This is a genomic window from Roseivirga seohaensis subsp. aquiponti (assembly GCF_001267955.1).
Classification (GTDB): domain Bacteria; phylum Bacteroidota; class Bacteroidia; order Cytophagales; family Cyclobacteriaceae; genus Roseivirga; species Roseivirga seohaensis.
Genome location: NZ_JSVA01000018.1, coordinates 231,440 through 256,042, shown reverse-complemented (window position 1 = coordinate 256,042; position 24,603 = coordinate 231,440). Strand labels below are relative to the sequence as shown.

The 24,603-nt window shown below is 37.4% G+C and carries 22 protein-coding genes; 9 read left to right on the top strand and 13 right to left on the bottom strand.

Annotated features, from left to right (window positions below):
* Positions 1 to 29 precede the first annotated feature (29 nt).
* From OB69_RS16200 to OB69_RS16185, 4 genes are read right to left on the bottom strand one after another with little or no spacing between them, the layout of a single operon-like run.
* The gene (locus OB69_RS16200) at positions 30 to 368 is read right to left on the bottom strand and encodes a DUF4870 domain-containing protein (protein ID WP_053224796.1); all 339 of its coding nucleotides are present in this window, start codon (positions 366 to 368) and stop codon (positions 30 to 32) included.
* On the bottom strand, positions 365 to 580 hold the full coding sequence (locus OB69_RS16195) for a helix-turn-helix domain-containing protein (protein ID WP_053224795.1): 216 nt from the start codon (positions 578 to 580) through the stop codon (positions 365 to 367). Before OB69_RS16195 ends, OB69_RS16200 begins: the two co-directional genes overlap by 4 nt.
* Complete coding sequence (locus tag OB69_RS16190) at positions 580 to 1,218, bottom strand: DUF2975 domain-containing protein (protein WP_053224794.1); 639 nt, start codon at positions 1,216 to 1,218, stop codon at positions 580 to 582. The genes OB69_RS16195 and OB69_RS16190 overlap by 1 nt, the downstream gene beginning before the upstream one ends.
* On the bottom strand, positions 1,215 to 1,973 hold the full coding sequence (locus tag OB69_RS16185) for a DUF2975 domain-containing protein (protein WP_053224793.1): 759 nt from the start codon (positions 1,971 to 1,973) through the stop codon (positions 1,215 to 1,217). Before OB69_RS16185 ends, OB69_RS16190 begins: the two co-directional genes overlap by 4 nt.
* Positions 1,974 to 2,090: 117 nt before the next feature.
* On the opposite strand from OB69_RS16185, the gene OB69_RS16180 reads away from it, so the two are divergent.
* Together OB69_RS16180 and OB69_RS16175 are read left to right on the top strand one after the other, a co-directional pair.
* A complete protein-coding gene (locus tag OB69_RS16180) occupies positions 2,091 to 5,039 on the top strand; it encodes a TonB-dependent receptor (RefSeq protein ID WP_053224792.1) in 2,949 nt (982 codons plus the stop codon).
* A 108-nt stretch (positions 5,040 to 5,147) separates the two neighbouring features.
* The gene (locus tag OB69_RS16175) at positions 5,148 to 7,871 is read left to right on the top strand and encodes an outer membrane beta-barrel protein (RefSeq protein ID WP_185096917.1); all 2,724 of its coding nucleotides are present in this window, start codon (positions 5,148 to 5,150) and stop codon (positions 7,869 to 7,871) included.
* 6 nt (positions 7,872 to 7,877) lie between these two features.
* Here the strand turns inward: OB69_RS16175 and OB69_RS16170 are convergent, their stop codons facing one another.
* The 6 genes from OB69_RS16170 to OB69_RS16145 form a co-directional block, all read right to left on the bottom strand.
* Positions 7,878 to 8,066, bottom strand: coding sequence for a hypothetical protein (locus tag OB69_RS16170; protein WP_053224790.1), 189 nt, complete (start codon positions 8,064 to 8,066; stop codon positions 7,878 to 7,880).
* A 71-nt stretch (positions 8,067 to 8,137) separates the two neighbouring features.
* The gene (locus OB69_RS16165; RefSeq protein ID WP_053224789.1) at positions 8,138 to 8,896 is read right to left on the bottom strand and encodes a hypothetical protein; all 759 of its coding nucleotides are present in this window, start codon (positions 8,894 to 8,896) and stop codon (positions 8,138 to 8,140) included.
* A gap of 3 nt (positions 8,897 to 8,899) precedes the next feature.
* Positions 8,900 to 9,286: a hypothetical protein gene (locus OB69_RS16160; protein ID WP_053224788.1), complete on the bottom strand. Its 387-nt coding sequence runs from the start codon at positions 9,284 to 9,286 to the stop codon at positions 8,900 to 8,902.
* Between the two features lie 33 nt (positions 9,287 to 9,319).
* Positions 9,320 to 9,841 (bottom strand): hypothetical protein, encoded by a 522-nt coding sequence (locus tag OB69_RS16155; RefSeq protein WP_053224787.1) that lies wholly within the window; start codon positions 9,839 to 9,841, stop codon positions 9,320 to 9,322.
* A 499-nt stretch (positions 9,842 to 10,340) separates the two neighbouring features.
* Positions 10,341 to 10,802 carry a hypothetical protein gene (locus OB69_RS16150; protein WP_053224786.1) on the bottom strand — a complete coding sequence of 154 codons (462 nt, stop codon included), beginning with the start codon at positions 10,800 to 10,802 and terminating at the stop codon, positions 10,341 to 10,343.
* A gap of 105 nt (positions 10,803 to 10,907) precedes the next feature.
* On the bottom strand, positions 10,908 to 13,865 hold the full coding sequence (locus OB69_RS16145; RefSeq protein WP_053224785.1) for a hypothetical protein: 2,958 nt from the start codon (positions 13,863 to 13,865) through the stop codon (positions 10,908 to 10,910).
* 270 nt (positions 13,866 to 14,135) lie between these two features.
* Here OB69_RS16145 and OB69_RS16140 point away from each other — a divergent pair, with 270 nt between their 5' ends.
* From OB69_RS16140 to OB69_RS16130, 3 genes are all read left to right on the top strand, one after another.
* Positions 14,136 to 14,411, top strand: a complete 276-nt coding sequence (locus OB69_RS16140) for a hypothetical protein (RefSeq protein ID WP_053224784.1) — start codon at positions 14,136 to 14,138, stop codon at positions 14,409 to 14,411.
* Between the two features lie 14 nt (positions 14,412 to 14,425).
* A complete protein-coding gene (locus OB69_RS16135; protein WP_053224783.1) occupies positions 14,426 to 15,529 on the top strand; it encodes a DUF4221 family protein in 1,104 nt (367 codons plus the stop codon).
* A 79-nt stretch (positions 15,530 to 15,608) separates the two neighbouring features.
* Complete coding sequence (locus OB69_RS16130; RefSeq protein WP_053224782.1) at positions 15,609 to 16,715, top strand: DUF4221 family protein; 1,107 nt, start codon at positions 15,609 to 15,611, stop codon at positions 16,713 to 16,715.
* A 20-nt stretch (positions 16,716 to 16,735) separates the two neighbouring features.
* Here OB69_RS16130 and OB69_RS16125 read toward each other — a convergent pair whose 3' ends face one another.
* The 3 genes from OB69_RS16125 to rocD form a co-directional block, all read right to left on the bottom strand.
* Positions 16,736 to 17,353 carry a response regulator gene (locus OB69_RS16125; protein ID WP_157608610.1) on the bottom strand — a complete coding sequence of 206 codons (618 nt, stop codon included), beginning with the start codon at positions 17,351 to 17,353 and terminating at the stop codon, positions 16,736 to 16,738.
* Between the two features lie 88 nt (positions 17,354 to 17,441).
* On the bottom strand, positions 17,442 to 19,433 hold the full coding sequence (locus tag OB69_RS16120) for an ATP-binding protein (protein WP_157608609.1): 1,992 nt from the start codon (positions 19,431 to 19,433) through the stop codon (positions 17,442 to 17,444).
* Positions 19,434 to 19,595: 162 nt separating this feature from the next.
* Positions 19,596 to 20,831, bottom strand: coding sequence for an ornithine--oxo-acid transaminase (rocD, locus tag OB69_RS16115; protein ID WP_053224779.1), 1,236 nt, complete (start codon positions 20,829 to 20,831; stop codon positions 19,596 to 19,598).
* 76 nt (positions 20,832 to 20,907) lie between these two features.
* Between rocD and OB69_RS18950 the strand changes: the two genes are divergently transcribed.
* Genes OB69_RS18950 through OB69_RS16100 form a run of 4 tightly spaced genes read left to right on the top strand, consistent with a single transcriptional unit; the run spans position 20,908 to position 24,483 of the window.
* Complete coding sequence (locus OB69_RS18950) at positions 20,908 to 21,069, top strand: DUF5522 domain-containing protein (RefSeq protein ID WP_176699989.1); 162 nt, start codon at positions 20,908 to 20,910, stop codon at positions 21,067 to 21,069.
* A complete protein-coding gene (locus tag OB69_RS16110) occupies positions 21,066 to 21,602 on the top strand; it encodes a PH domain-containing protein (RefSeq protein ID WP_053224778.1) in 537 nt (178 codons plus the stop codon). Before OB69_RS18950 ends, OB69_RS16110 begins: the two co-directional genes overlap by 4 nt.
* Positions 21,583 to 23,091: a PH domain-containing protein gene (locus OB69_RS16105; protein WP_053224777.1), complete on the top strand. Its 1,509-nt coding sequence runs from the start codon at positions 21,583 to 21,585 to the stop codon at positions 23,089 to 23,091. The genes OB69_RS16110 and OB69_RS16105 overlap by 20 nt, the downstream gene beginning before the upstream one ends.
* A 33-nt stretch (positions 23,092 to 23,124) precedes the next feature.
* Positions 23,125 to 24,483 (top strand): DNA recombination protein RmuC, encoded by a 1,359-nt coding sequence (locus OB69_RS16100; protein WP_053224776.1) that lies wholly within the window; start codon positions 23,125 to 23,127, stop codon positions 24,481 to 24,483.
* Positions 24,484 to 24,603: the final 120 nt, after the last annotated feature.

The window sequence follows — 24,603 nt, the reverse complement described above, 5'->3', positions numbered from 1 at the left end:
TTCAGAAAACTTCAAAATTGTTTGTGGCTCTACTTCACAAAATTAATACATAAAGGATATCTATACAGCTTACCTTTATCTGCTTCGATAGTAGCTAGAATTACACAGATTAAATTCACAATTGGAATGATGATCAAAAATGGAATTCCAATAAGAAAGAATATTCCAATGCCTGCAATGAAGGTGTAAAGCAACATTGAAAGCTGAAAATTTAAAGACGCTTTGGCGTGCATAGCAATCACTTCAGATTCTTCTTTCTTTGAAAGCCAAATAATTAGAGGCACTATAAAACTTCCAAACGCAACAGCATATCCTAGTAAGGTTCCGATATGCGAGCCCAAAACCCATGGTCTTTCTTCACTTGTCATAATTCATCATCATTTTTATATTCTAAAATATCGCCTGGTTGGCAATCTAATACCTTGCAAATGGCTTCAAGCGTAGTGAATCGAATTGCCCGTGCCTTTCCCGTTTTTAAAACAGAAAGGTTGGCCAAAGTAATTCCAATCTGCTCCGCAAGTTCTTTGCTTTGCATTTTTCGCTTGGCCAGCATCACATCTAAGTTAACAATAATGGCCACTAGATTGTCAATTCTTTATCCTCTTTCAACTTCAAACCGTGATCGAACGCTTGTGCAACGACTAGCACAATTAAACCAATAAAAATTGTACTACTAAACACATCTGGTGAAAAACTTACTTCAATCGTTTTGGAAGCCGACTTGTCCAGTTCAAAATACTGGCCTGCAATATAGCTAATCCAAAGGTTCATCAATAGATGCACAAGACCGAGTCCAATTAAAATAAAACCCATCACTCGAACTCTTAAAACGTTTTCTACACTAAAAAAACCCTCTCCCAATGCCGATTTCACAAACTGGAGAAGGGTATGGATAAAGTAAACAGAAAAACCCATTACAGCCGTCAGTGCTAATAAAATCATTATTCGATAGCCTGTATTGAATGATATGACATAGTTCTTAATTGTCGATTTGAGCTCTGCCCCTTTTATAGAATTTTCATATTCTGTTTTAACAATAAGCCCCTCATCAACTTGCACATTTTCGTAATTCTCACGACTAATCTGAACAGTAAAATACCTCTCTGTATTTTCGAAAATTCCAAAATAGAGCACCATTACTAAACCAATTACCATTACAAAACGAGCAATTGTTAAAAAGACAATGCAGATTTTAATCAGTGTATTTTTTCTTTTCATATCGTTAAGTCTTTATCTGTTTTAAGTTCTATTCCTTGTTTAAAGGCTTTTGCAGTAAGTATAAGTAGCAGACTGATATACATATAGTTCCATTGAAAACTCACCCCCTTCATATTTAAGGAGTAACCCTCTGGCAATGATAATCCCAAAGAGCTAAAGCTGTTGGTGAAATAGCTTTCAAAAGCAAAGAGAATAATTGGGACAATGGTTAATAACCCACCTATGCGATATAACAATTGATAGTTACTTGTTATAAAAAAATCACCCTTGGAAAAATTCAGTATGAGCCTGCGTATCATCAGCAATATCAACACCTTAATGACAGTAAGTAGCAGCATCTCAAAAAGACTCAGGTAGCGATAATATTGTAAGTCAGCCTCATCTATTGGCAAATACACTTGCCCCGTTTTAGTAGGCATTTTATAGTGCTTTCCTCCAACACTAACACTAATAAAATCATTCTCTGTAGCCTTTGTATAATTATAATTAAGCCCGATGTTTTTTGGGCTTATTAAGTACTGATCAATAATGACTTTTCCCTCTCTATAAATGAAGTAATATTCTAAATCGAACTCAGGCACAGAGTATTTAAAAGTTGCAGTTTTTGAGCGCGCTCCAGTCAAGTCTTCACTCTGCTTCTTAGCAAAGCCTAAACCTACTCCCATAAACTGAATACCAGCTAAGGCTATAAACCATGCTATTGCCATACCTATCAAAATATTGGTTAGCCATAAAGATGCTTTCGAAACATTCATGTTTTCATTTTTTTCAAATGTAAAAATTATTTATTGTTAAACAATAATTAATTACCGCAATACAACGAAATAAAATCACAATAAACCTTTTCATAAATCCTCTGTCAAAGTGCCAATATGAAAAATCAAGTCATCAGAACCGCAATCATTTTTTTGTTCCTAGCTTTTGCAAGCAGCGCCCAAGCGCAGTTTTGGGTAGTGAAAGGAACTGTTCTAGATAGTGCCGACCGTGTACCCATGGTCGCTGCAACTGTCAGTATTATCAACAAAGTAGACGCCACTATGAAGGCGCAAATAAGTGACCTGAATGGTGAGTTTAGAATTACAGGACTTCCTGATGGTAATTATGCTTTTAAAATCTCATTTGTAGGTTATCACGAATTCAAAAAAGACATTACCATAGCAGGTAGTACTTATGACCTTGGCACAATTTTGCTATCGGAAGACATTAAACAGCTGGAAGGAGTAACTGTAGAAGGTCTTGTAGACCGGGTTGAACAAAATGGAGATACTACCATTATGAATGCCGCAGCTTATAAGGTAAATCCAGATGCCAATGCCCAAGATCTTTTAGAAAAAATGCCTGGAATTATGGTAGTTAACGGTCAGGTTCAGGCCCAAGGAGAAAATGTAACACGTGTACTTGTAGACGGGAAAGAGTTTTTTGGAAACGACCCAAGTGCTGCTTTACAAAATTTACCTGCTGAAATCATTGAGAAAATTCAAGTGTATGATCAAGGTAGTGACCAATCTCAGTTTACTGGATTTATGGATGGTGAAACTTCTAAAGTTTTAAACATCATCACCAAAGCAAGCATGAGTAATGGCGAATTTGGAAAAGTATACGCTGGTGCAGGAACAGACGAAACCTATAACATTGGTGGAAGTATCAACCTTTTCAGACCAAAAAGTAGAACTACAATTTTGGCTCAAACCAACAATATCAACATTCAGAACTTTTCTACTAGCGATTTACTAGGAATAACTGCTGGTGGTGGCAGAGGCGGTCGAGGTGGCGGAGGCAGAGGTGGCACTGGTGGTGGCAGAGGTGGCGCTGGCGGTGGCTTTTCTAACGGTGGAAACACAAGTGATTTCTTAGTAGGATCGCAAGGTGGTATTTCGACAACTAGAGCATTTGGTATCAACTACTCTTATCAGCCAAACAAAAAATTAGATTTCTCGGGCAGCTACTTCTATAACGAAAGCAGCAATAACTCTGACCAATCCATTTTCAGACAGTACACATTGCCTCAGAATGAAGGTCAGACTTATGACGAGAACACGATTTCGCCAAGCACCAATATCAACCATAGGTTTAGCGCAAAGATTGACTATACAATCAATGAGAAAAACTCTTTAACAATTAGACCACAGCTTACACTTCAAGATAACGTTGGTTCTTCCTTTTTGTATGGTACTACAATGTTGAATAACGATGTGCTGAATACAACAAACACTGAGAACTCAAGTGATTTAACGGCCTATAACTTTTCTAACAATATTCTTTACAGACGTGCATTCGAGAAAAGAGGCCGAACGTTTTCAATTAACGTAAACACTGCGCTTAATAAAAGTACAGGAGAAAGTCTTCTTTTATCAGAGAACATTTTCTACGACAGACAAGGAAACCCTGAAAGTCAAGATTTCAGACAAAGCGCAACCTTAGACCAGCCAGGAGTAACGCTCAGAGCAAATGCTACCTATACTGAGCCTTTAACCGATAAAAGTCAATTATTAATGACTTATCAGTATGGTTATCAGTACAATGACTCTAACAAGGAAACTTATGATTTTAATGAAAGTACAGGTCAATATTCAGACCTTAACATTCCTTTGAGTAACATTTTCAAAAATGACTACATTACTCACGGAGCATCTTTAGGCTATAACCTAAGAGGTACAAAATCCAATCTATCGGTGAGTGCAAACTATCAAATGGCTTCATTAGATAATAAGCAAACTTTCCCTACGGAAGATAATGTTAAGAGAACGTTCAATAACTTTCTTCCGAATGTCAATTACCGTTATAGTGTAGGCCGTACTGAAAACATAAATATTAGCTACAGAGCGAGTACGCAAGCTCCATCGGTAAGTCAATTGCAAAACGTAATTGATAACTCAAATCCGCTTTTCATTAGTGCAGGTAATCCAAACCTAGACCAAAACTACCAGCACAACGCGACAATTAGATATACTAAAACAAATACAGAAAAGTCTACCACATTCTTCGCAACACTGAACACTACTTACTCTGATAACTACATTGGTAACAATACCATTATAGCTTCAAGAGAAAACACGATGGTTGGTGATATCGCATTAGAGCCAGGAGCACAATACTCTCAACCAATGAATTTGGGAGGCTATTATAGCGTTAGAAGTTTCGTTTCATTTGGTCTTCCAATGGGCTGGGTTAAATCAAACTTGAACTTGACAGTTTCTGGAAATTACAGCCGTACGCCTGAAATGATTAATTCTGTAATGAACCATTCTTCTTCTCCTAGTATAGGTTTGGGGGCGGTTTTTAGTAGTAACATTAGTGAGAAAGTTGACTTTACACTTTCTAGTAATTCTAGCTATAGCACTACCAGCAATACGGTTCAAAGTCAGACCAACACTGAGGCATTTACACAATCAACCCGCTTGAGATTAAACTGGATTTTTGGACCTAGCTTTGTGTTCAGGTCAGAAGTAAACCATACCGCTAACCCAGGCCTAAGCGATGGCTTTAATCAGAGTTACTTAGTTTGGAACATGGAGTTTGGCAAGAAGCTAATTAAAGACAAAGCTGAATTGAAACTAACAGTATTTGACCTTTTAAAGCAAAATCAGCGAATTTCAAGAAGCATTAACGGATCTTATATTCAAGATAGTTACTCGCAAATACTTACTCAGTATGTTATGCTAACTTTCACCTTCAACATCAGAAGCTTTGGCAATGGAACTGTTCCTAACCTTGAAAACAGACAAGGTTTTGATCCAAGACAACGTTTCGGTGGAAATGAAGCTGGTGCTGGTGGAGCTAGAGGCGGTCGTGGTGGAATTGGAACAGGCGATATGTACTAAATTCAACCTTCGCAGGGAAGGATCTAAAAACTAAGTTTTAATTTTTTAACAAACTAAAATTTAAGTTTTCGAATATTAATAACTAGTTTCATGACAAGGTCACAATTCATGAAGCTAGTTATTATTTTTTTATACTCAATCTTGTGCTTTTCATATTGCATTTCGCAAGAAGCAACCATTACAGGAATAGTGCTCGATAGTGCAGAACAAAAGCCCCTTTATTTGGCCAATGTGATACTTCTGCAACAAAAAGACAGTACCTACAAAGCCACAACTACTTTAGAACAAGGTGAGTTTAAGTTTTCGAAACTTACCAAAGGCACTTACAAAATCGATATTACCTATGTTGGCTTTAAGCCCTACTCTAAAACCATCGAGTTCGATAATAAATCAATCGATTTGGGTCGAATATTTCTAGGAGAAGACCTTACACTTCTTGACTCAGTAAGCGTGGAGGGCATTGCTCCTGCTGTAGTTTTAAAGCAGGATACCGTTGAGTTTAACTCCTCTGCATATAAAACAACTTCCGAAGCCAACCTTGAGGATTTACTCAAAAAAATGCCTGGTTTAGAAGTAAAAGATGGAAAACTGACTTCTCAGGGAGAAGTAATCAATAAGATTATAGTAGACGGAAAACCCTTCTTTCAAAACAGTCCAGAATTCACTTTGAAGAATTTACCTGCAGATATGGTAAGTAAAATTCAGGTGATAGATGAAAAAAGCAAGGAAGCAATTTATACTGGTCATGATGATGGCAAAAGAGAGAAGGTACTGAATGTAGTAACCAAGCCCGAAAAAAGAAGAGGCTACTTTTCCAATTTGGGCCTTACTTATAGCCCTCCTGAACGATATAATGCTAGCGGAAACATAAATTTTATTCGAGGGAAAGATCGTTTCTCTATCACTGGCAGTTTTAACAACCTAAGTTCAGGCATGAGCCAGCAATATGTTGAAGTGGACGGAGGAAGAACAATGGTATCGGTAGGTGGACCAGGAGCAAGCGGGGGAATATCACAACAAACTAATTTTAGCACCTATTATTATTCGGAAATTGTTCCGAAACTTACAGCAAATGCCTCCTATTCTTACAGAGGTTCCATCACTAAATCCATTAACGAAACCTCGCAACAATACATTCAAGCCGCAGACTCGGGAAGGGTCTACAACCAAAGATCGGAACGTGAATCCAATAACCTAGGCCACAGCGCATCGCTAAGCTTAGAATACAAACTCAATGATAATAATCGGTTTACGCTAAGACAGAGCTTTTCATTAAACGAAGCAGAAAATTTATCGCACACTACAGGAAACACCTTTATAAATGGTGAGGAAATTAATAGTACCGACAACCGAAATTTTTCTGAGCGAGATGGAAATAACTTCGGAACTACCTTTAGCTGGTGGCATAAATTTGCAAAGAAAGGGAGAACCCTTTCTATAAACTCTAGCCTAAGTCAAAGCGAGTCTACCAGTATTGATTCTGTGCGGTCTATTAATCGCTTCAATACAGGTAATGTAAGCAATCAAGATTTCGATCAATTCAGTAAACCTGAAAGTTATAGTCAAAGGTTTTCAACACAGGTTTCTTACACCGAACCCATCGGAGAAAAACAGAGTTTGAAGATTGCTTATAGAAGGGAATTTGATAAAACCGATGATGAACGACTATTACTTAATTACAATAACAACGAATCGAATTATACAGACATTGACACACTACGCTCGAGTGACTTCGACAACAGAGTGACCAAGGATGAATTTAGCACGGGAATTCAGTTTAAAATCGGAGAAATCAATATATCAACGAGCGCAAAATACCTTCTTCAAAGAATTGAAAACGACCAGACCTTTCCTACTTCAACTGCCTTTGATAGAGGTTTTCAAGGATTTCTACCTAATATCAGCTTTTCTTTCAGAAACAAAGAAGGCAAACAGCTAAGGTTGAATTACTCTCGAAGCATGGGGATTCCGCAGGCCAGCCAATTGCAAGATGTACTGGATAACAGAAACCCTTTATTTCTAAGAAAAGGCAACCCGCAGCTCTCTGAAAGTTACTCTAACAGATTAGGACTTACTTATTCCTTATTCAATAGGGAAACTAAATCTTATATTTCTTTCAACGTATCTGGAGGAACCACTGAAAACAGCATTGTAAATAGTACGATAATTGGAAACGGAACAAACAGCCCTGATGGTGTTGAGTTACCTGTAGGCGCAAGATTAAGCATGCCCGTAAATATGGATGGCAGAAGAAATATGAACGGGAACATCAATATTTCAAAGCCCATAGAAAAATGGAAGATCAATGTTCAAGTAAGTGGTTCGGCCAGTTTCAGTAGAAACCCGCAGTTTTTAAACGGTGTAATTCAAGTTTCAGAAAATGCTAATTATGGCCTTGGGTTCTCGGTAAACAGTAATTTTAGCGAAAAGCTCGATGTATCGTTAAGCGTAAGGCCGGGTTTTTCAAACGTAAAAAACCCAAGTAATGAAGCCAGAAACAGACGTTATTCTCAAATGACTTCTGTGATACGCGCTGCGTACAAATCGGAAAGTGGCATATACTTTACTACTTCTCTTGGCCATCAACAAAACGGTAAAGTGGGCAATATTGATGGTACGAGTCAGCTTATTTGGAATATGTCGTTGAGTAAGTCTTTCTTCAAAAAGAAAATGGATTTTAGCATAACTGCCAATGATTTACTTCAGCAAAGTTCGGTGATTAATAGAAATGTAACTTCGGAATACATTCAAAACTCTGAGACCAATGTGTTGCGCCAAGTTTTTAGGTTTAGGCTAGGGTACAAATTGAATAAATTTGGCGGGGCTAAATAGAAAGATTTAATATGGTGCGGCCTCTGCCTCTTTACTCATATCTATTATCAGACTATTCTTTTCAGATTGATTCTTTAGCAATTCCATGGCGTGAGATTCTTTGGTAGCCTTATAGTTAGAATAGCGCGCCTTTAGGCCATAAATCACTGCAGCAATGGCTAGCAACACAAAAAAAAGGTTGATTATTCTTCTCATTAGTGGTTTAAGGTTGATAACTAACAGGGCTTGTTTACAACAATTCTGCCAGATATCTTAATCACTTTAATTTAGGTAATTTGGTTGTAATAAGAAACCAACTTTTGTGCTTCTTCTGCCTTATCGGATGGTATTGGGATTGTATAACTAAGACTTGATTTCCTATGCCCTATTCCTGATTCAATAGTAAATACCATTACATTCATATTGAATTGCTCTTGGATTGTAATTTGCTTCGGACGATACCCAAACTCATTCACAAGAATAAGCTTACTGTTATAAATAATAGAGGATTTGGCGAAATGAATTTCGGCCACATGAATTTGGCTTTGCCTATTTAAATCAGTTCTCGCCTTAAGAATTGCCACATATTTACCCACTAGAAAGGAAATACCTGAAACCAGGATTATACAAACTATCACCTCTACTAACTCAAGCCTATTCCAAAGCGAAAACCCTGAAACAAGCCCCATTAATGCAGCGGCAGCCCAACCAAAACCTGTAGTATTCCTGATATTATCTTCATATTTAGCCTTATAAAAGCGCCTCCATTGTTCTGAGTCAATTTCCCATTTGGCAACTACTTCCTCATCGCCATTCTTTACTTCCTCTGCTCTCTGCTGGCTATAACCACGATTATTCTTTATAATCGTCTTTAGGCTGAATGCAGTAATGAGTATTCCTAGAAAAAGAACCATGCCTTTATCAAGGGTCACTCCATCCACAGACATAAAAACCACCATTAAGATACAAACGCTAAGGCCTGCAATCATTAAAAGGCTTAACCCAAATATTAAAATTGTAAATCGAGGTTTTTCGTAAACTTTCATTTTTTAATAGACACGAATGGTTTCGAAAGTATTGGAACAAGCCTCTAATTCAACTGGTGCTCCGTCAAATACCTGCATTGAAATAAGCATGGCCAAAGCTTTAAAGCTTATATCTTTTGTGCTGTCTTCAGTTACACCATCAATCACCACCATTCTAAACTGATAGGTAGAGTCTTTTTTTGTCAATTGAACTGATTTTTCGTTGCCATCAGCAAACTCAGATTCAACCAAGTACTCACCGAGTTTTTGAGCATCAGCTTCTGTTACCAAATCAGTGTAGTAAACGTCTGTGCCATTAAATTCTAGTTTCTCTCCGTAGCCCGAAGAGCTAAAAACGAAGTATGTGATTACAGCAATCACAAGGAAAACTCCAGATAGTACCTTTTTCATTTTTCTAATTTTACGGTGTTATAAAGTCGGTTTTTAGGGTAGAATATGGCTGGGTATTTGTTTGGCTGAAAAAACCACAGGGCGGTTTTTCTTATAGTAAGGAACAAGCCTAAAAAAGAGTATAGCTAAAAAGCTAAGGGCAATAATCCATGCCCCAAACATGGTCAAAACAATAAGCATAAGCCCAAAAAAGATGGTTGAGGCAATAACCTCTAGCCAATAAGTAGACTTAGACTTGCCTGAACTAAAGTTTGTTAGTCCATTCACTTCTAAGCGCTGCAACAGGGAACTTACAAACTGACGATAATCATCCGATTGATACTCAAAATTTGCAGGCCCAATATACCTTCTGCTGCTCAAAACAATTTTGTCCGACCTTGTTTCTATTGCACATTGGTAAATATTATCGTAATGCCTCGTTGGCTTAAAGCTAAGGTGAACACCATGAACATCTTTCAGGTCCCATTTTGAATGTTCATTGGTGATAGCTCTATCGTCTAATGTATAAACCTGTTCCTTATCAAAAGCACTAATCCGATTCAAGTAAGTTTCCATGGCTAAACTATTTTGGCTTCTGCCCTTTAATTACTTGATAAAGCTAGATGGAATAGAAGCCTTTTAACATCCCTCTTAAAAGGCAAAAGTGAGTCAGTGCTAGCACTGACTCACTTACTTTAAAAAAGGAAAGCCTCGCTCCCGAGGCTTTCCAAATCGACCACTATTTAAGGCACCCAACTCGAGCCAAAAATAATCTTGGTATACTGACAGAACCATAGCGTAAGCCAACACCAAGAACCTCAATCACAGTGTGGCTTTGCTAGGGTTTCAATCAATAATCAACAAACGCTTCCCTTCTGGAACGCAGTTTTTCTTTTACAAATCGCCTTTAATTTCGGATAATGCCTAGACTGACATTAGAATAGATTTTACACATAGGAGTTTTCAATCTTCCTTCTAAACCAAGTGAAGGCAGTAAAAGGTCATTATTTAAAACCTTGTATTCTTAACCAAAAAGACCGATGAGAGAATCAATAGCAAGAACCTTTTTCACGGCTTATTTCACCGTAAACTGACCGTAAAAACCTGTTCCGCTCGCTTTCTCTAAATTGATTTCATTTAATGACCCATCGGTATTGGCAGAAATATTGAAAGCGATATCGTCAATACATGCTGCTTTGAATGTGTAGTTGCCAGAAGTTGGAGTGGCACCAAAGCGATGAACTGCATTTTCTATACTAAAACAGTCTCTACCATCGATAGATACGACAAGCTTGGTAGCTGAAATAGTGAAAGTAGCTTCTGTACCTAAAGCTACTGGTGAATTAGATTCTGCATAAGTTAGTACTGTAACAAAAGTACCATGAAGGTTTGCAGGCACCGTAGCAGCAGTTTCATCTGTGCCTACCGTGGCAGTGCACACTTCACCTCCACAGTCGTCTGCAGTAGGTTTGTCATCTTCTCCACATGCCGTAAAAATTAATGCTGCGAAAGCTAGAATTGCGAGTTGTTTTTTCATTGTTGCAGTTTTTTAGTTCTTCTCAAAGAAGAGAAAAACAAACCTGCAACAACATACAGCCTACTAAGGGTTTTAGTGTCCGTGCTAGCACGGACAGGTTAGTTATTATTCATTTTCGCCCTTACCCTTTTCAGCATTTATTTTCTTCAAAAGCTGATCTAGTTCTGAGGGAGAGACGATTTCGGGAAGAATAAGCCCTAAGTATTCAGTCTTTTCGAAGCCCTTAAACCTATAGATTTTCTGCGTTCCGCTATTGTCTATATAAATAAGGTCTCCTTGATATTGCTCTGTTCTGAAATTTGTATTTCTTTCGATTACACCTTCTACAATTAGTGAAAACTTACCATCTTTCAGTTTAATTAAAACAGCCTTTTCGTTGTTTACTGAAAGCTTGTTTAGTGCACCAAAGTAAAACCCTTCCTTTTGCGGATATTCGGCTATAAAAGTTGAGCCACTGTGCCGATCATAAATCAATTCGCTCCACAATTCTGAATCTGCTTGGTTGTTCACATATACGCGTTTTACATCAACTATCGGTTTTCCATTGATAAAAAACGCAACATTTTTATCTCCCCATTTTAACACCTTACTGTCATTAGGCCCCATAACTACTCTACTTGAGCCTTCTATATTATCTTGGGTAAAGTAATCTTTTAGCTCATAAGTAATACTTCTAGCAGTATCACGCACGTAGGCATCGGGGCTACCTAGGTTACCAAAAAATTGCAAATAGTCTACCACTGGATCTCCGTTTCCGTCCCATAGATTATAAGTAGCTCCTATTCTCTTAAAGGTATTTGGTTGAGCTTTTGCAACTACTGGTTTTTCTTTAGGCTTTGAAGGGTCCACTTTTAACTTAGTTGCTAAACTTGCTACCTCATTATCTGGCACAAACTCAGCTGGTAGAAAATCGCCTGGCTCAATACTTTTAAAGCCTTTGAAACGATAAGCCTTTACTACATTCAGTGCATTGGTATAGAAATGGACAACATCATCACCATCCATTAGGCTGTAATCATAATTACTCATTCCCTCACCCTTTTCAAAGATAACCCATTGCCCCTTTTCAAGCTTCATGATATAGGCTTGAGCTGAATTCCAAGGCAAAGCCTTCATGGGGCCAACCTTAGTTGTTCCTTTCAAATCGTATTGCATACCGTAGCTTGCGTTCGTAATTGAATCATAAACTACTGCACCGTATTTTAACTGATCGGCATACAATTTACGCGTTCCTAAATTACTCTTGATTAAGCGTGTGCCTCCTACAAAGTAGGTGATGTTCTTATTCTCGTTATATAAGTAGTAAATTGATTTCTCACCCTTTGAAAGCAGGGTTACAGGTTGATTCGTAAACTCCTTATCATCTGCTTTATCATAGAAACCATCTAATCTATAATAAGCCGAAGTAAGCGGAAAATATAGAACTTGTTGATTATCAGGAGCCCAAGTGGCTGTTTCGGCAATACCAGAGACTACGGTGCCATCAACCGTTTTTAATCGATATTTATTTTTGGGAAGGTTGTCGTAAACAATACTGTTAAAATTAATAGACGGATAGCGTTCTTTTAATTGCTTAAGCGGCTCCTCTAAGTACTCCGTAGTGTGTATATCACCCGGTTTTCCTTCATCAAATTTTGTACGAAAATCAGGCAAGATAAACCAACCATCAGCCCCACCAAGGTATGACAATATGAGTTTGTCCCCTCCTGTTAGCTCCAATTGTTTTCTAATATTTACACTATAACCTTTTGAAACCAATACATAGGTACTATCTGTCATTTTAGCCCAAAACCGATTCTCTTCTAATAACTCTGCCTTCTTAAGCCCCGGCTTTTCTTCTGGCTGTTTAATAGCTAAGAATGATTTATTCTGATTGGTCAAATAGTTAATACTATTAGCTCCTACATCATATCTGTATTTTCCTGTAGTTACAATAAGTCCTTTTTGGAAAATAGTTGGGTAATTGGGGCTACCTGCCCAGAAAATATCATCAGGGTTATGAGATACAATTACACCTTCATGCCAAGCGGTATGATTCGATGATTTGTTATAACCTTTTAATATAACCGTAGCATTTATTGAGGCTACATAAGTAATGTAATCGTCTGTACCAGAAATAAGGTTAGGGTTGTATGCAGGTACTATTTTTCCATTAATTGCTACGCTAACTTTAGCGTATTGCCTAAAATATTGTGCTCTATTGTCTTCTGGAGCCATTTCGGTTCTACCCGTAATTTGCCCATCCGCATAAGTGATTTTGCGTAAGACTAAACTAGACCTTCCAAATTGCTCATCTAACACTTCACTTTTAATCCAGCTTCCTTGGGCATCGTATTCATAGTAGTGCTTTAAAACAGATTGTTGGTTATTTCCTAAGTTCTTGGTGGTTTCTTGTACTTTAAGCTTTGTTGTTTTATCGGTTAGCGTAATGATGGTGAATGTACCATTTGCAGTTGCGCGGGTTTCGCCAGTTACTTCATTTCCCCCTTCATCTTTATACTCATATATAGAAATAACCCTAGCACTATCTTCTCCTTGAAGCTTTTGAGAGGTTTTAGTAATTCTATTTAGCCCATCTCTTTCTGTGTATATAGCTCCTTTCCACTCACCATTTTCGAGCACCTCTGTTGCTATAAGCTGATCTTTATTATTATAGCTATAATTTTTAACTGTAGTAATTAAACCTTGTACTTGTGTAGTGGTAGTTAATAAGCCCTTTTTATAATCATACTTGGTGTTGCGCAGATTTAAGCCAGTAGCCCCGTTCGAGATTTTCTCTACTTCCAAAACTCCCTTTTTATCTAATTCATAACTGTATTCATACTTATTACCAGTCAATAACTCATCTCGGCTTATGCTTATCAAATTGCCTTTTTCATCATACTTCTCAGTTTCGATTATGGCTTTTTGCAGGCCCTTTTCTGCCACAAACTCATAGTATGTATTTACTATACTGTTGGCTTTACCCTTTACTCCTTTAGACTCTAAAGTAACCGCTTCAAATAATTGGGCCTTCGCAGAAAAGCCATAAAGCATAAATAAGAGTAAGATGAAGTTTTTCATGAATACAGCATTTAGTGGTCAATCAAGGCCATTATAAATCAAGGCTTTGGATTATTGTAAAATTAAAGCCACTCTGTACGGGAAGGAATACGCTAGGTATGGGGTATTTGCATCCGTGCTGGCACGGATGAATAAACACATACTGCCGATTAACTAGCAACCATAAATTGACCAGACCTACCTTTCAAAAAAAAAAAACGACCGTTGGAGTAAATAAAATACATATAAACAACATCATTACTATATTTAATCATATCTAAATTTAACATCATGAAAAATAAACTATTAAGAACAATGATTGCAATAGGCATATTTGCCTTTTCAATGAATCTGAACGCATTTAACATGAATGAGCCAGGCGGAGGTGGTTGTAATTCATCTGGTGTTACTTACGTTTGTGGTGAATTACAAGTAGCTCAACTTGAGAGGGATGCAACAAGAAATTGTTGCGCAGGCTCAAGTATTCAATGGTATGATGTATGTACTAATAGAGGAGATACTCTAGAAATTACAGAGAATGGATCTAATTCTAGCTGCGCTGATTGACAATAGCCATTGACATGAAAAACAGATATTGGCTAATTTTAGCAATCACATTCTTTAGCATTAGTTGCTCCAAGGAGTCAAAAAACGTTAACCACAAAACTACTTCGCTTAAGTATTTAGGCGAAGTAGCCTTAAACCACGGTGAGCTTTTGCTTTCAAGTTATGGGTTCTCAAATAATATTGTCGGACAAGACAGTCTTTTGATCTACGATCAAGGGTCGAAACAATTGGTACTATTTGATCTCCAGAAGAAAATACCTATTTATACCATTACAGTAACTTTGGACGGCCCTGATTTTTTTGACCCTCCATTTCAAGATGCCGAAATCAGAAATGACTCCTTATTCCTACTTTCTCGTAACTTTTTCAGTATCTACAACCTAGAGGGAAAAGCACTAGCTCGTTTTGGAAATGACGATCTTGGAATAGAGAAACTTTCGTCCTACACTAATGATTTTCAGCTATTGGGCAATAGTACTGTACTCTTCTCAAAAGTACCTATAGACGTTGTAGCACCAAACTTCCTATCATCAGAAAAACCAAAGCTCTTTTTCAGCTTAGATTTACTCACAGGAACCGTTTCTGAAATACCTGCCTTTTCACCTAAAGAATCGTTAATTGATGATAAAACCAATGGTTACTATAATGGTTATGCATTTCACAGTATGGTTCTTAACCATGATTCCATTGTTTACAGCTTTCCCTTTAGCTCAAAAACCTTTGTATATGATATGGGCACCAAAGAGCAAACAGAAATTGAAGCACCATTTAAATTTGCTGAAAACTTGAGAAAGCCTATCAGTGCTGCTGAAAAAAATGGAGGAAAATGGGCCGAATACGTGTATTCAAGTTCAAAATTTTCAGCAATACAGAAGGACAACAAGACAGGCTACTTTGTAAGGGTTGCATTACAAGCCGAAAAACTTGCCAATGGAGAAAACAAAGACCACAGATACCTTATGTTACTCAACGAAAGGCTTGAGGTTATTGAAGAAATCAAATTGAAAGAAATGGTGTTTATAGAGCCAGCAGTATCTAATGGGGTTATTTACTTGTATTTAGGAAATCCCTCCGTAGAAGGTGCCTATTCGTTTGTTGCATATGAGATTGTGAAGTAAGACTCTCAAGGAAAATACTTTGAATAAAAAACTATTTCACCTTAATTAAACTAATTGATTAGTTTAATTAAGAGCAAGTATGAAAAATACATTTTGGCCAATTTTAGCAATTATTCTACTTACTGCTAGCTGCAGGAAAGAGGCTGAAAATGTTAAAAACAAAGCTACTTCGCTTAAGTATTTGGGCGAAGTAGCCTTAAGCCATGGAGACCTGCTGCTATCCAATCGAGGGGCTTTAAATAAAGTCGTTGGACAGGATAGTCTTTTGGTATATGACCAAAATTCTAGACAACTGGTCTTGATCGATTTAAAAAAGAAAATACCTATTCATACTATTGCTGTAACTTTGGACGGTCCTGATTTCTTTGATCTCCCCTTTCTTGATGCAACGATAAGAAATGATTCAATCTTCATCCTTTCACAAAATTATTTCAGCATATATGACCTTGAAGGTAAAATCAAACTTCGATTTGATAAGGATCAGCTAAATAACTCAAACTCACTATTTCACATAAGCGATTTCCAAGTAATGGAGCAAGGTGATATTCTGTTTTCGAAAGTACCACTAGAGGTGATGGTGGATAACTTTACATCAAAAGAAAAACCTAACCTCTTCTTTACAATAGATACCCCTACTGGGTCAATTTCTGAAAAACCTGTTTTCTCACCCAAAGAATCCTTAATAGACGACAAAGACAGAGGCTACTATAATGATCTTGCATTTCACTACATGACTGTTTCTAACGATTCTATCATTTATAGTTTCCCCTTTATGTCAGAAATATTCATCTATAATTTACAAACCAATGATCAAACCAAAATTGAGGTACCTTCTAAATTTGCTGAAAATCTGAGAAAACCTATAACTGTTGCTGATAATAATGACACCAAAAAATGGGCTGATTACATATATTCAAGTTCAAAATTCTCAGCCATTGAAAGAGACAGTAAGACTGGGTTTTTTCTTCGTGTAAGCACCCAGTATAAGAAGATATCAGATGGATTAAATCAAAGCAGTAAATATATAACACTGATTGATAACAAATTGCGTAAAATTGAAGAAATAGAACTAGCCGACAAAGTCTTCCCAAACCCGATAGTGTCGAATGGGGTTGTCTATCTACTTAAGGTTGACCAGCCAGTAGAGGATGCTTATACATTTGTTGCATATGAGATTGTGAAGTAAGACCTTTCTTATAGCAGTTCTTAGATCAAATTATTCGCGTAAGCAAATTTGATAAGTCCTACTAGGGAGTTGGTTTTTGTTTTGCGGAAAATATTCTTTCGGTGGGTTTCCACGGTGCGTTCACTGATAAAAAGTTCTTCGGCAATTTGCTTGTTAGAGTATTCCTGAGAAATCAGTTTGAGAATTTCGCGTTCGCGAGAAGTCAAAAGCTTACCTTCATCGGGTTCGTAAAGGCTTTTCACAAGCATGGCATTAATATCGGTAGACATGTACATTTTGCCTCCTCTTACCGCATAAATGGCTTCAATCAGTTCTGCCTTGGTGTCTTTCTTCAATACATAACCATTTACGCCCTCTTTCAGAATTTCCTTTACCAAATGGGCTTCATCGTGCATGCTCAAAATGATGAACTTCATATCGGGGAAAAGGCGTTTGGTTTTTTGCACCAAACTCAATCCGTCATCATCTCCTAGATTATAATCGGTAATCACCAAATCGGGTTTGTGTTTGTCGATAGAAGGGATAGCATCTGGAACGGAGCCCACAGCATCTACCACAGAAAGCATTTCATCTTCTTCTATCAGCTTTTTTAAGCCATCCAATAATATGGAGTGGTCATCGACAAGGAGGATTTTCATCGTTTGGGCTATTTGTTCCTTGCCTACAAAATTGAACAACCATTTCATCAGGGCAAGGTATTCTTACTAATCTATTAAAAATATCCGATTAAGCGGTGATTTGTTTTTCAGTACTAGTGGGTATTCTCTTAATCGAAGCCTCATGCAAATTAACAGTCATCATAGTACCTCTTCTATCAGGATGACTATCCAAATCGAACTCCCCTTTAATTAAATTTAAACGCGTTTGAATATTCTTCCATCCGTTACCCTTACCATTATAAAAGAGTTCAGTATCAAAGCCTTTTCCATCATCTTCTACTGTTAAGGTCAATTCGGTTTCGTCTCTGGTAAGCTGAATTGTGATGTGACTTGCGTCTGCATACTTCATTACATTATTCACCCATTCTTGGCAAATTCTAAAAAGAGAAATCTCAACAATTTCGGGAAGACGCTCTTTATTACTGAATACAATCACTTCGCAAACCACCTTCTTACTTTGAGTAATACGATCTCCAAACTCTTTTAAGGCAGTAGTTATCCCCTTTTTTACCAAGGTTTGAGGCATTAAATCGAAACATATGGATCGCAGTTCGGCATACATATCGTTGATTACTGATTCTCCGTTTTTAAAAACTTCCAGTCTCTTTTCTGGATGTTGAGCGTCCTTATCATTTAATCCTGAAAGGTTGAGTTTAAGCACAGAAATAAGTTGACCAAAACCATCATGTAAATCTCTAGCAAAACGGTTTCGCTCCTTTTCTTGAGAGTTGATTACTGCGTTTAGTTCTGCTTCGCGAAGTTTAAGTTGGGCTTGTTGAAGAATGAGCTGCTCATTCTTTTTTGCTCGGTTGCGCACCAAAAAGATTACAGCTAAAAATAGAATTGCAATCAAAACTAAGCCGATCATCAACAAGCGATTTCGCTCAAGTTTTAATGCTTGTTCACCAAGCTGGGCTTCTTGCAAAGCAATTTGTTGCTCTTTCTTTTCAGTTTCGTATTGTAGCTGCAACTCTTCCAATACCCTACGCGAAGCAATATTGTACATTGAGTCGGAAACAGTTTTGAAAGATTTGTAACTAAACAAAGCTTCTTTATACCTAGAGGCTTTTTCTAAAAAATCACTTTTTACTAAAAAGGCTTGTTGCACGCCTTCTTTAAAACCTATATTCTCGGCTATTTCCCTGCCTTTATCTAGCGCGGTAAATGCACGATCAATTTCGCCCTTTTCTCCATATACCCTACCTACATTTATATAGGCTGATGCAATCCCAGTGCTGTCTGCTAAAGCCTTCCTCATCGTTAAAGCTTGCTCATAATATCCTACAGCCCTATCTAAGTCATTCATGTAGAAGTAACAATTACCTAGAGACTCTAAGCCATTGGCTAATCCACGTTTATCATTGAAGGTCTCTTTTATTAAGTTGCTCTTTTTTATATAGTTAATGGCCGAATCAAATCTGCTTTGCTCATAATATATAGTAGCCAAATTGGAGTATATATACCCTTGATTTAGGGTAGAATTACCTTTTTCTGCCAATTTTGAAGCATTTTTATACACTTCAATTGCCTTTGCGTAATCCTTCAGCCCAAACTGGTTAATAATTCCTATCCATATCAAAGCGCTAGAAGATCCTGCATAGTTATCGATGCTTTCATAGAGTTTTTGAGATGCCAAATAATGAGGTAAGGCTTTTGCATAGTTTGATAAATCATATTCAATATTACCCAATGTCATCTCTGAATATGCTTGGATTGTTACCTCGCCTAATTCACTGGAGATTTTCACCACTTCATTCAAAACTTGCTTTGCTTGTTCTGATTTACCCGTAAGACTTAAGGCGGCACCATGAAATTGCCCTGTCTTGGCAATTCCTAGTTTCCAATTTATTTTTTTGGCTGTTACATAAGCACTGTCAATATATTTAGATGCCGTTGAAAAATCCGACAACTTAAGTATATCATGAATTGCTAAATATGTTTCTATTCTAGTAGAGTCATCATCTACATTTTTCAGAGAATGCTTTAAGCTATCGAGGTTCTGAGCATTTAAAAACACAGAACATAGAAGGGCAGAACATACAAGGATCAAAAGTCTCATTCACGTAAGTTATATGCTATTACCAAAAACAGGAGTGAAAAATATCAACACTCACATTTCTATGAATCAGAATACTATCTCAATAAACATAAAAAAACCGACTTAAGGCACTCCGTTTATGGAGAGTTCAAAAGTCGGTTTTTAAAATGAGTCTAAGATTGCTTAAGCAGCAAATTCTCTGATTGTCTTCTCAATAATATCGCAGCATTCATGTAGTTGCTCTTCTGTCATTACCAACGGAGGTGCAAAACGAATAATATTGCCATGGGTTGGTTTGGCCAATAATCCGTTTTCTTTTAACGCCATACAAATATCCCAAGCAGTTGAACTGTCTTCGGTATCGTTAATCACAATAGCATTTAAAAGTCCTTTACCTCTTACTAAGGTAATTAGGTCGGTAGTTTCAATAAATGCGCTCATTCTTTCTCTGAAAATTTCGCCCAATCTTTGCGCATTTTCAGCAAGCTTTTCATCTTTAATTACTTCTAAAGCAGCTATAGCCACTTTAGCTGCCAGTGGGTTTCCTCCAAAAGTACTTCCATGCTGCCCTGGCTGAATTACTTCCATAATAGGATCGTTGGCCAATACAGCAGACACCGGATACACACCACCAGAAACAGCTTTACCTAAAATCAATACATCTGGCTTTACGTTTTCATGGTCACATGCTAAAAGCTTACCCGTTCTGGCAATACCCGTCTGTACTTCATCAGCTATAAACAGTACGTTATTCTCTTTACACAAACGGTCGGCTTCTGTTAAATAACCGCTATCTGGAACATATACTCCAGCTTCACCTTGAATAGGTTCGACTAAGAAACCTGCTACATTTTCTTCGGCTAAGGCTGCCTTCAAAGCATCAATGTCGTTGTATGGTATTTTGATAAACCCTTTGGTGTAAGGGCCAAAGTTCTTCTTGGCTACTGGATCGTTCGAAAAGGAAATGATCGTTGTTGTTCTTCCATGGAAGTTATCTTCACAAACAATAATTTTAGCTTCATTTTCAGGAATTCCTTTTCGCTCGTAAGCCCACTTTCTACAAATTTTAATAGCAGTTTCAACAGCCTCGGCTCCCGTATTCATAGGTAAAATCTTATCGAAACCGAAATACTCGGTCATGTACTTTTCATACATTCCTAGTACATCGTTATAAAAAGCGCGAGAAGTTAAGGTCAGTGTTTCGGCCTGGTCTTTCAAAGCTTGAACAATTCTTGGATGACAATGCCCTTGATTTACAGCACTATAAGCAGATAGAAAATCGAAATACTTTTTCCCTTCTACATCCCAAACATAAACACCTTCACCTTTGGCCAAAACAACCGGTAGCGGATGGTAATTATGCGCGCCATACTTGTTTTCTAGATTAATTGCTTGTTTGCTATTTTGAACTGTTTCCATCTGTATTAAATTTTATCTTTGCTACCCAAAATCAGGGGTAGGTCAAAGGTAAACAAACTAATTTAGCCCAAAAAAGATGTCGAAGGATTCTAAATCAAAATCAACATTTGTCACAGAAAAAGAAGATTATTACCTTGACGAACTGGGCAGAATGGTTTTTACAGCTAAATACCACTTAAAAAGAGGCTATTGCTGTAAAAATGGTTGTAGACACTGCCCTTACGGCTATAAAAAATGACAAACCATTTCGAGAATCTCTCCATTGACCCCAATGAACTTCCGAGTTTAGAGGAAGTCAATTTCAAACCAATAGACCCCAACTACCTTAAAGTAAGCCTAATTTCATCAGCCCTGTTTTTTGTAGCGCTAGTGGCAGGAGCTATTGCCATTATTGAGTTTTCTGATTTTGAAGAGAAAACGAATGGCTACCTTATATCAATGGGGGCTATACTTCTTTTTTCGGTCGCCAATATCACACTCACTATTCTGGGGTTTAAAAAGAAAAAATATGCCCTCCGCCAACGCGATATCATTTACACCAAAGGCTTAATTTGGTCGGTACGCACCACTGTGCCCTTTAACAGAATACAACATGCAGAACTGAAGCAAGGCCCAATAGAAAGGTTGTATAAAATAAACAGTTTAAAACTTTTTACGGCAGGCGGGCAAAGTAGTGATTTGGTTATTCCAGGCTTAACAGATGATGAAGCCCTCTCGATGAAAGATTTCGTACTCAAGAAAACCGAAGAGGATGGAGCAGAACAATCATGATTTTTCTATTCCGCAGCGCCAACCTTCTGTAGCCATTGGCATTATTCTGATCAAATTTTTCAGAATGACAATCAAAGCCATGTGGCCTATCCTAGTTTCGCTAGTAATTGGTCGCAGAGCAGGCTCTACCTTCGATGACATTATTCTATATGTAGTGATTGGTTTTGCTGTTTATAACCTCTTGGGGTCTATTCTTACTTACTTCCGCTTTTACTATTATATTAAAGACAACGCCATTGTGTTGGACAAAGGAGTGTTGAAAAAGACGCGGACAAATATTCCATTTGAGCGTATTCAAACTATAAACTTTAGTCAAAACCTACTTCATCAATTATTCAATGTAGTAAGTGTAGAAATTGATTCGGCTGGCGCGAATAAATCGGAAATAAGTATTGATGCGCTTAGAAAAGATGAAGCCATTGCTCTAAGGGATTATATTATGGCCGAGAAAAAACAACTGATTGAAGAATCAGGAACGGAAGAAGAAAAAAGCATTATTGCCGACAAAAGCCCTTCTGATTTGCTACTCCATTTAAAGCCTAAGGATTTAATTAAAGTGGGAGTAAGTCAAAACCACCTGCGCTCCATGGGCATTATTTTCGCCTTTGTTTTTACTACCATAAATGAGATTACCGATAACATAAGCGATTTTATTGCCGACCAATTGGGCCAATATGAAAGTTATGTTGTTAATAACACCCTTTTTGCTTTTGTAGCTTCTGTGGTGCTCGTTACGGTTATTTCCTTCTTGTTTTCGCTAGTCAATTCAATTTTAAAATATTACGATCTCAAACTATGGCTCAGTAATAATGGGTTGAAATTGGTAAGAGGCTTATTCAATCGAGAAGAGGTAACTATTAATAAAAACAAGGTGCAAATGGTGTCTTGGTCTACCAATCCAATCCGGAAAATTTTTAAAATGTACACCTTACAAATTGCCCAAGCATCGAGTACCGAAGTAAATGCGCAAAAGTCTAAAATCAATGTACCAGGAAGTTACAAACACCAAATATCGAAGGTGATTAATATGGTTTTCCCTTCTGAATATTTAGGTGCTGAAGCCAAACACTTTATCAGCCCTCTTATTAAGCTTCGAATTATTTTTTTCTATGGGCTTATTCCTTCAGCACTTGGTTTGAGTACTTGGTTTCTGATTGAAGAAGCGGCCTTTTATTTCTTACTCATTCTTCCGCTTTCTTTTTTCTTAGGAAGAGCATATTATAAAAAGAGGAGTTATGAAATCAATGAAGAACTCATTAGAAGTAACAGTGGAATAGTAGGTACCGAAAATGTGCTAACTCAAATTCATAAGGTACAGGCCGTACGAGTAAATCAAAGCTGGTATCAGCGTAGAAAACAGTTGGCTACAATAAAACTCTATACTGCCGCAGGCGAATTAAGTATTCCGTTTATTAGCCTCAGCGAAGCACTTCAATTGGAAAGTTTTATTCTTTATCGCATCCAAACAGATAAAAGAGAGTGGATGTAAACAAGCTCTCATTAATGTATAAACTCAAAAACAATGACTGAAAACTTATTGATGATTCTGATAGGTTTATCAATAGTAAATATCGGAATCAACCTCGTTAAAAAGCCTAAAGTCGATATTAAACCACAACTCAAGCAGATAGAAGATTTAATGGTGAAATTCGATTTGACCCTAGAGCGAACGGAAAAATCGATCAAAGATGAATTTCAAAGAAATAGAACGGAATCAAATTTTCTATCAAAAACTAATCGAGAAGAACTGACCAATAGTCTAAAATCATTTGAAGAGAAATTTGCGGAAAACATTAAAGAGTTAAATGAATTGCTGCGCCAGAAATTTGGTGATTTTTCTATTCAACAAAACCAAATCAATAAACAAACCACAGAGAATGTAAAAGAAGTAAAGCTTTCGGTGGAAAACCAACTCAAATCTATTCGTGAAGACAACACCAAACAGCTTGACGAAATGAGGAAAACGGTGGATGAAAAACTCCAAAAAACATTAAATGAGCGTTTAAGCCAGTCTTTTGAAACTGTAGGAAAACAATTGCAGGCTGTTCAAGAAGGCCTTGGTGAAATGAGAAGTTTAGCCACCGATGTGGGCGGTCTCAAAAAAGTATTGAGTAACGTAAAAATGCGTGGCGGCATTGGTGAAATACAGCTTTCCATGTTGTTAGAGCAAATTCTAGCCCCAGATCAATACGAAGCTAATGTAAAAACAAAAGCTAGTAGTGCCGATTTAGTCGAGTTTGCGATTAAACTGCCCGGCAGAGATGATTCTGGCAAGAATGTATGGCTTCCCATTGATGCGAAATTCCCGAAAGACATTTACGAACAACTTCAAGAAGCCTATGACGAAGGAGACCAAGCGAGGGTTTTAATCGCCCAAAAGAACCTTGACAACACCATTAAGAAAATGGCTAAAGACATCAGTGATAAATACATTGATCCGCCTAACACCACCGATTTTGGCATTATGTTTTTGCCTTTTGAAGGAATTTATGCTGAAGTAGTTCGCAAAGCGGCTTTGCTCGAAGATTTGCAAAGAAATTACAAAATCATTGTCACTGGCCCTACTACCCTAGCGGCTATTCTCAACAGTTTACAAATGGGCTTCAAAACCTTGGCCATTCAAAAGCGCAGCAGCGAGGTTTGGCAAGTTCTAGGTGCTGTTAAAAAAGAGTTTGAAAACTTTAGTGGAATTATGGAAAAGGCACAAAAAAATATTCAGACTGGCCTTAATCAATTAGATGACGTAATGGGCAAAAGAACCCGCGCCATCCAAAGAAAATTAAAAGGAGTTGAAGCCTTAAGCGAAACCGAAACCAAAAATATTTTACCTGAGCTTTCTGATGGCTCGTTGCTTCTAGATGATGAAAACGATGACTTGTAAATAGCAACTCACAATATTCAATTTAAACTACTTTTCGCTTTAGCCAGTTTAACTTTAGAACCAAAAATATTCAAAGAGTCATTTTTGAATCATTAGAGAATTTCAACAATATAAGGTGAG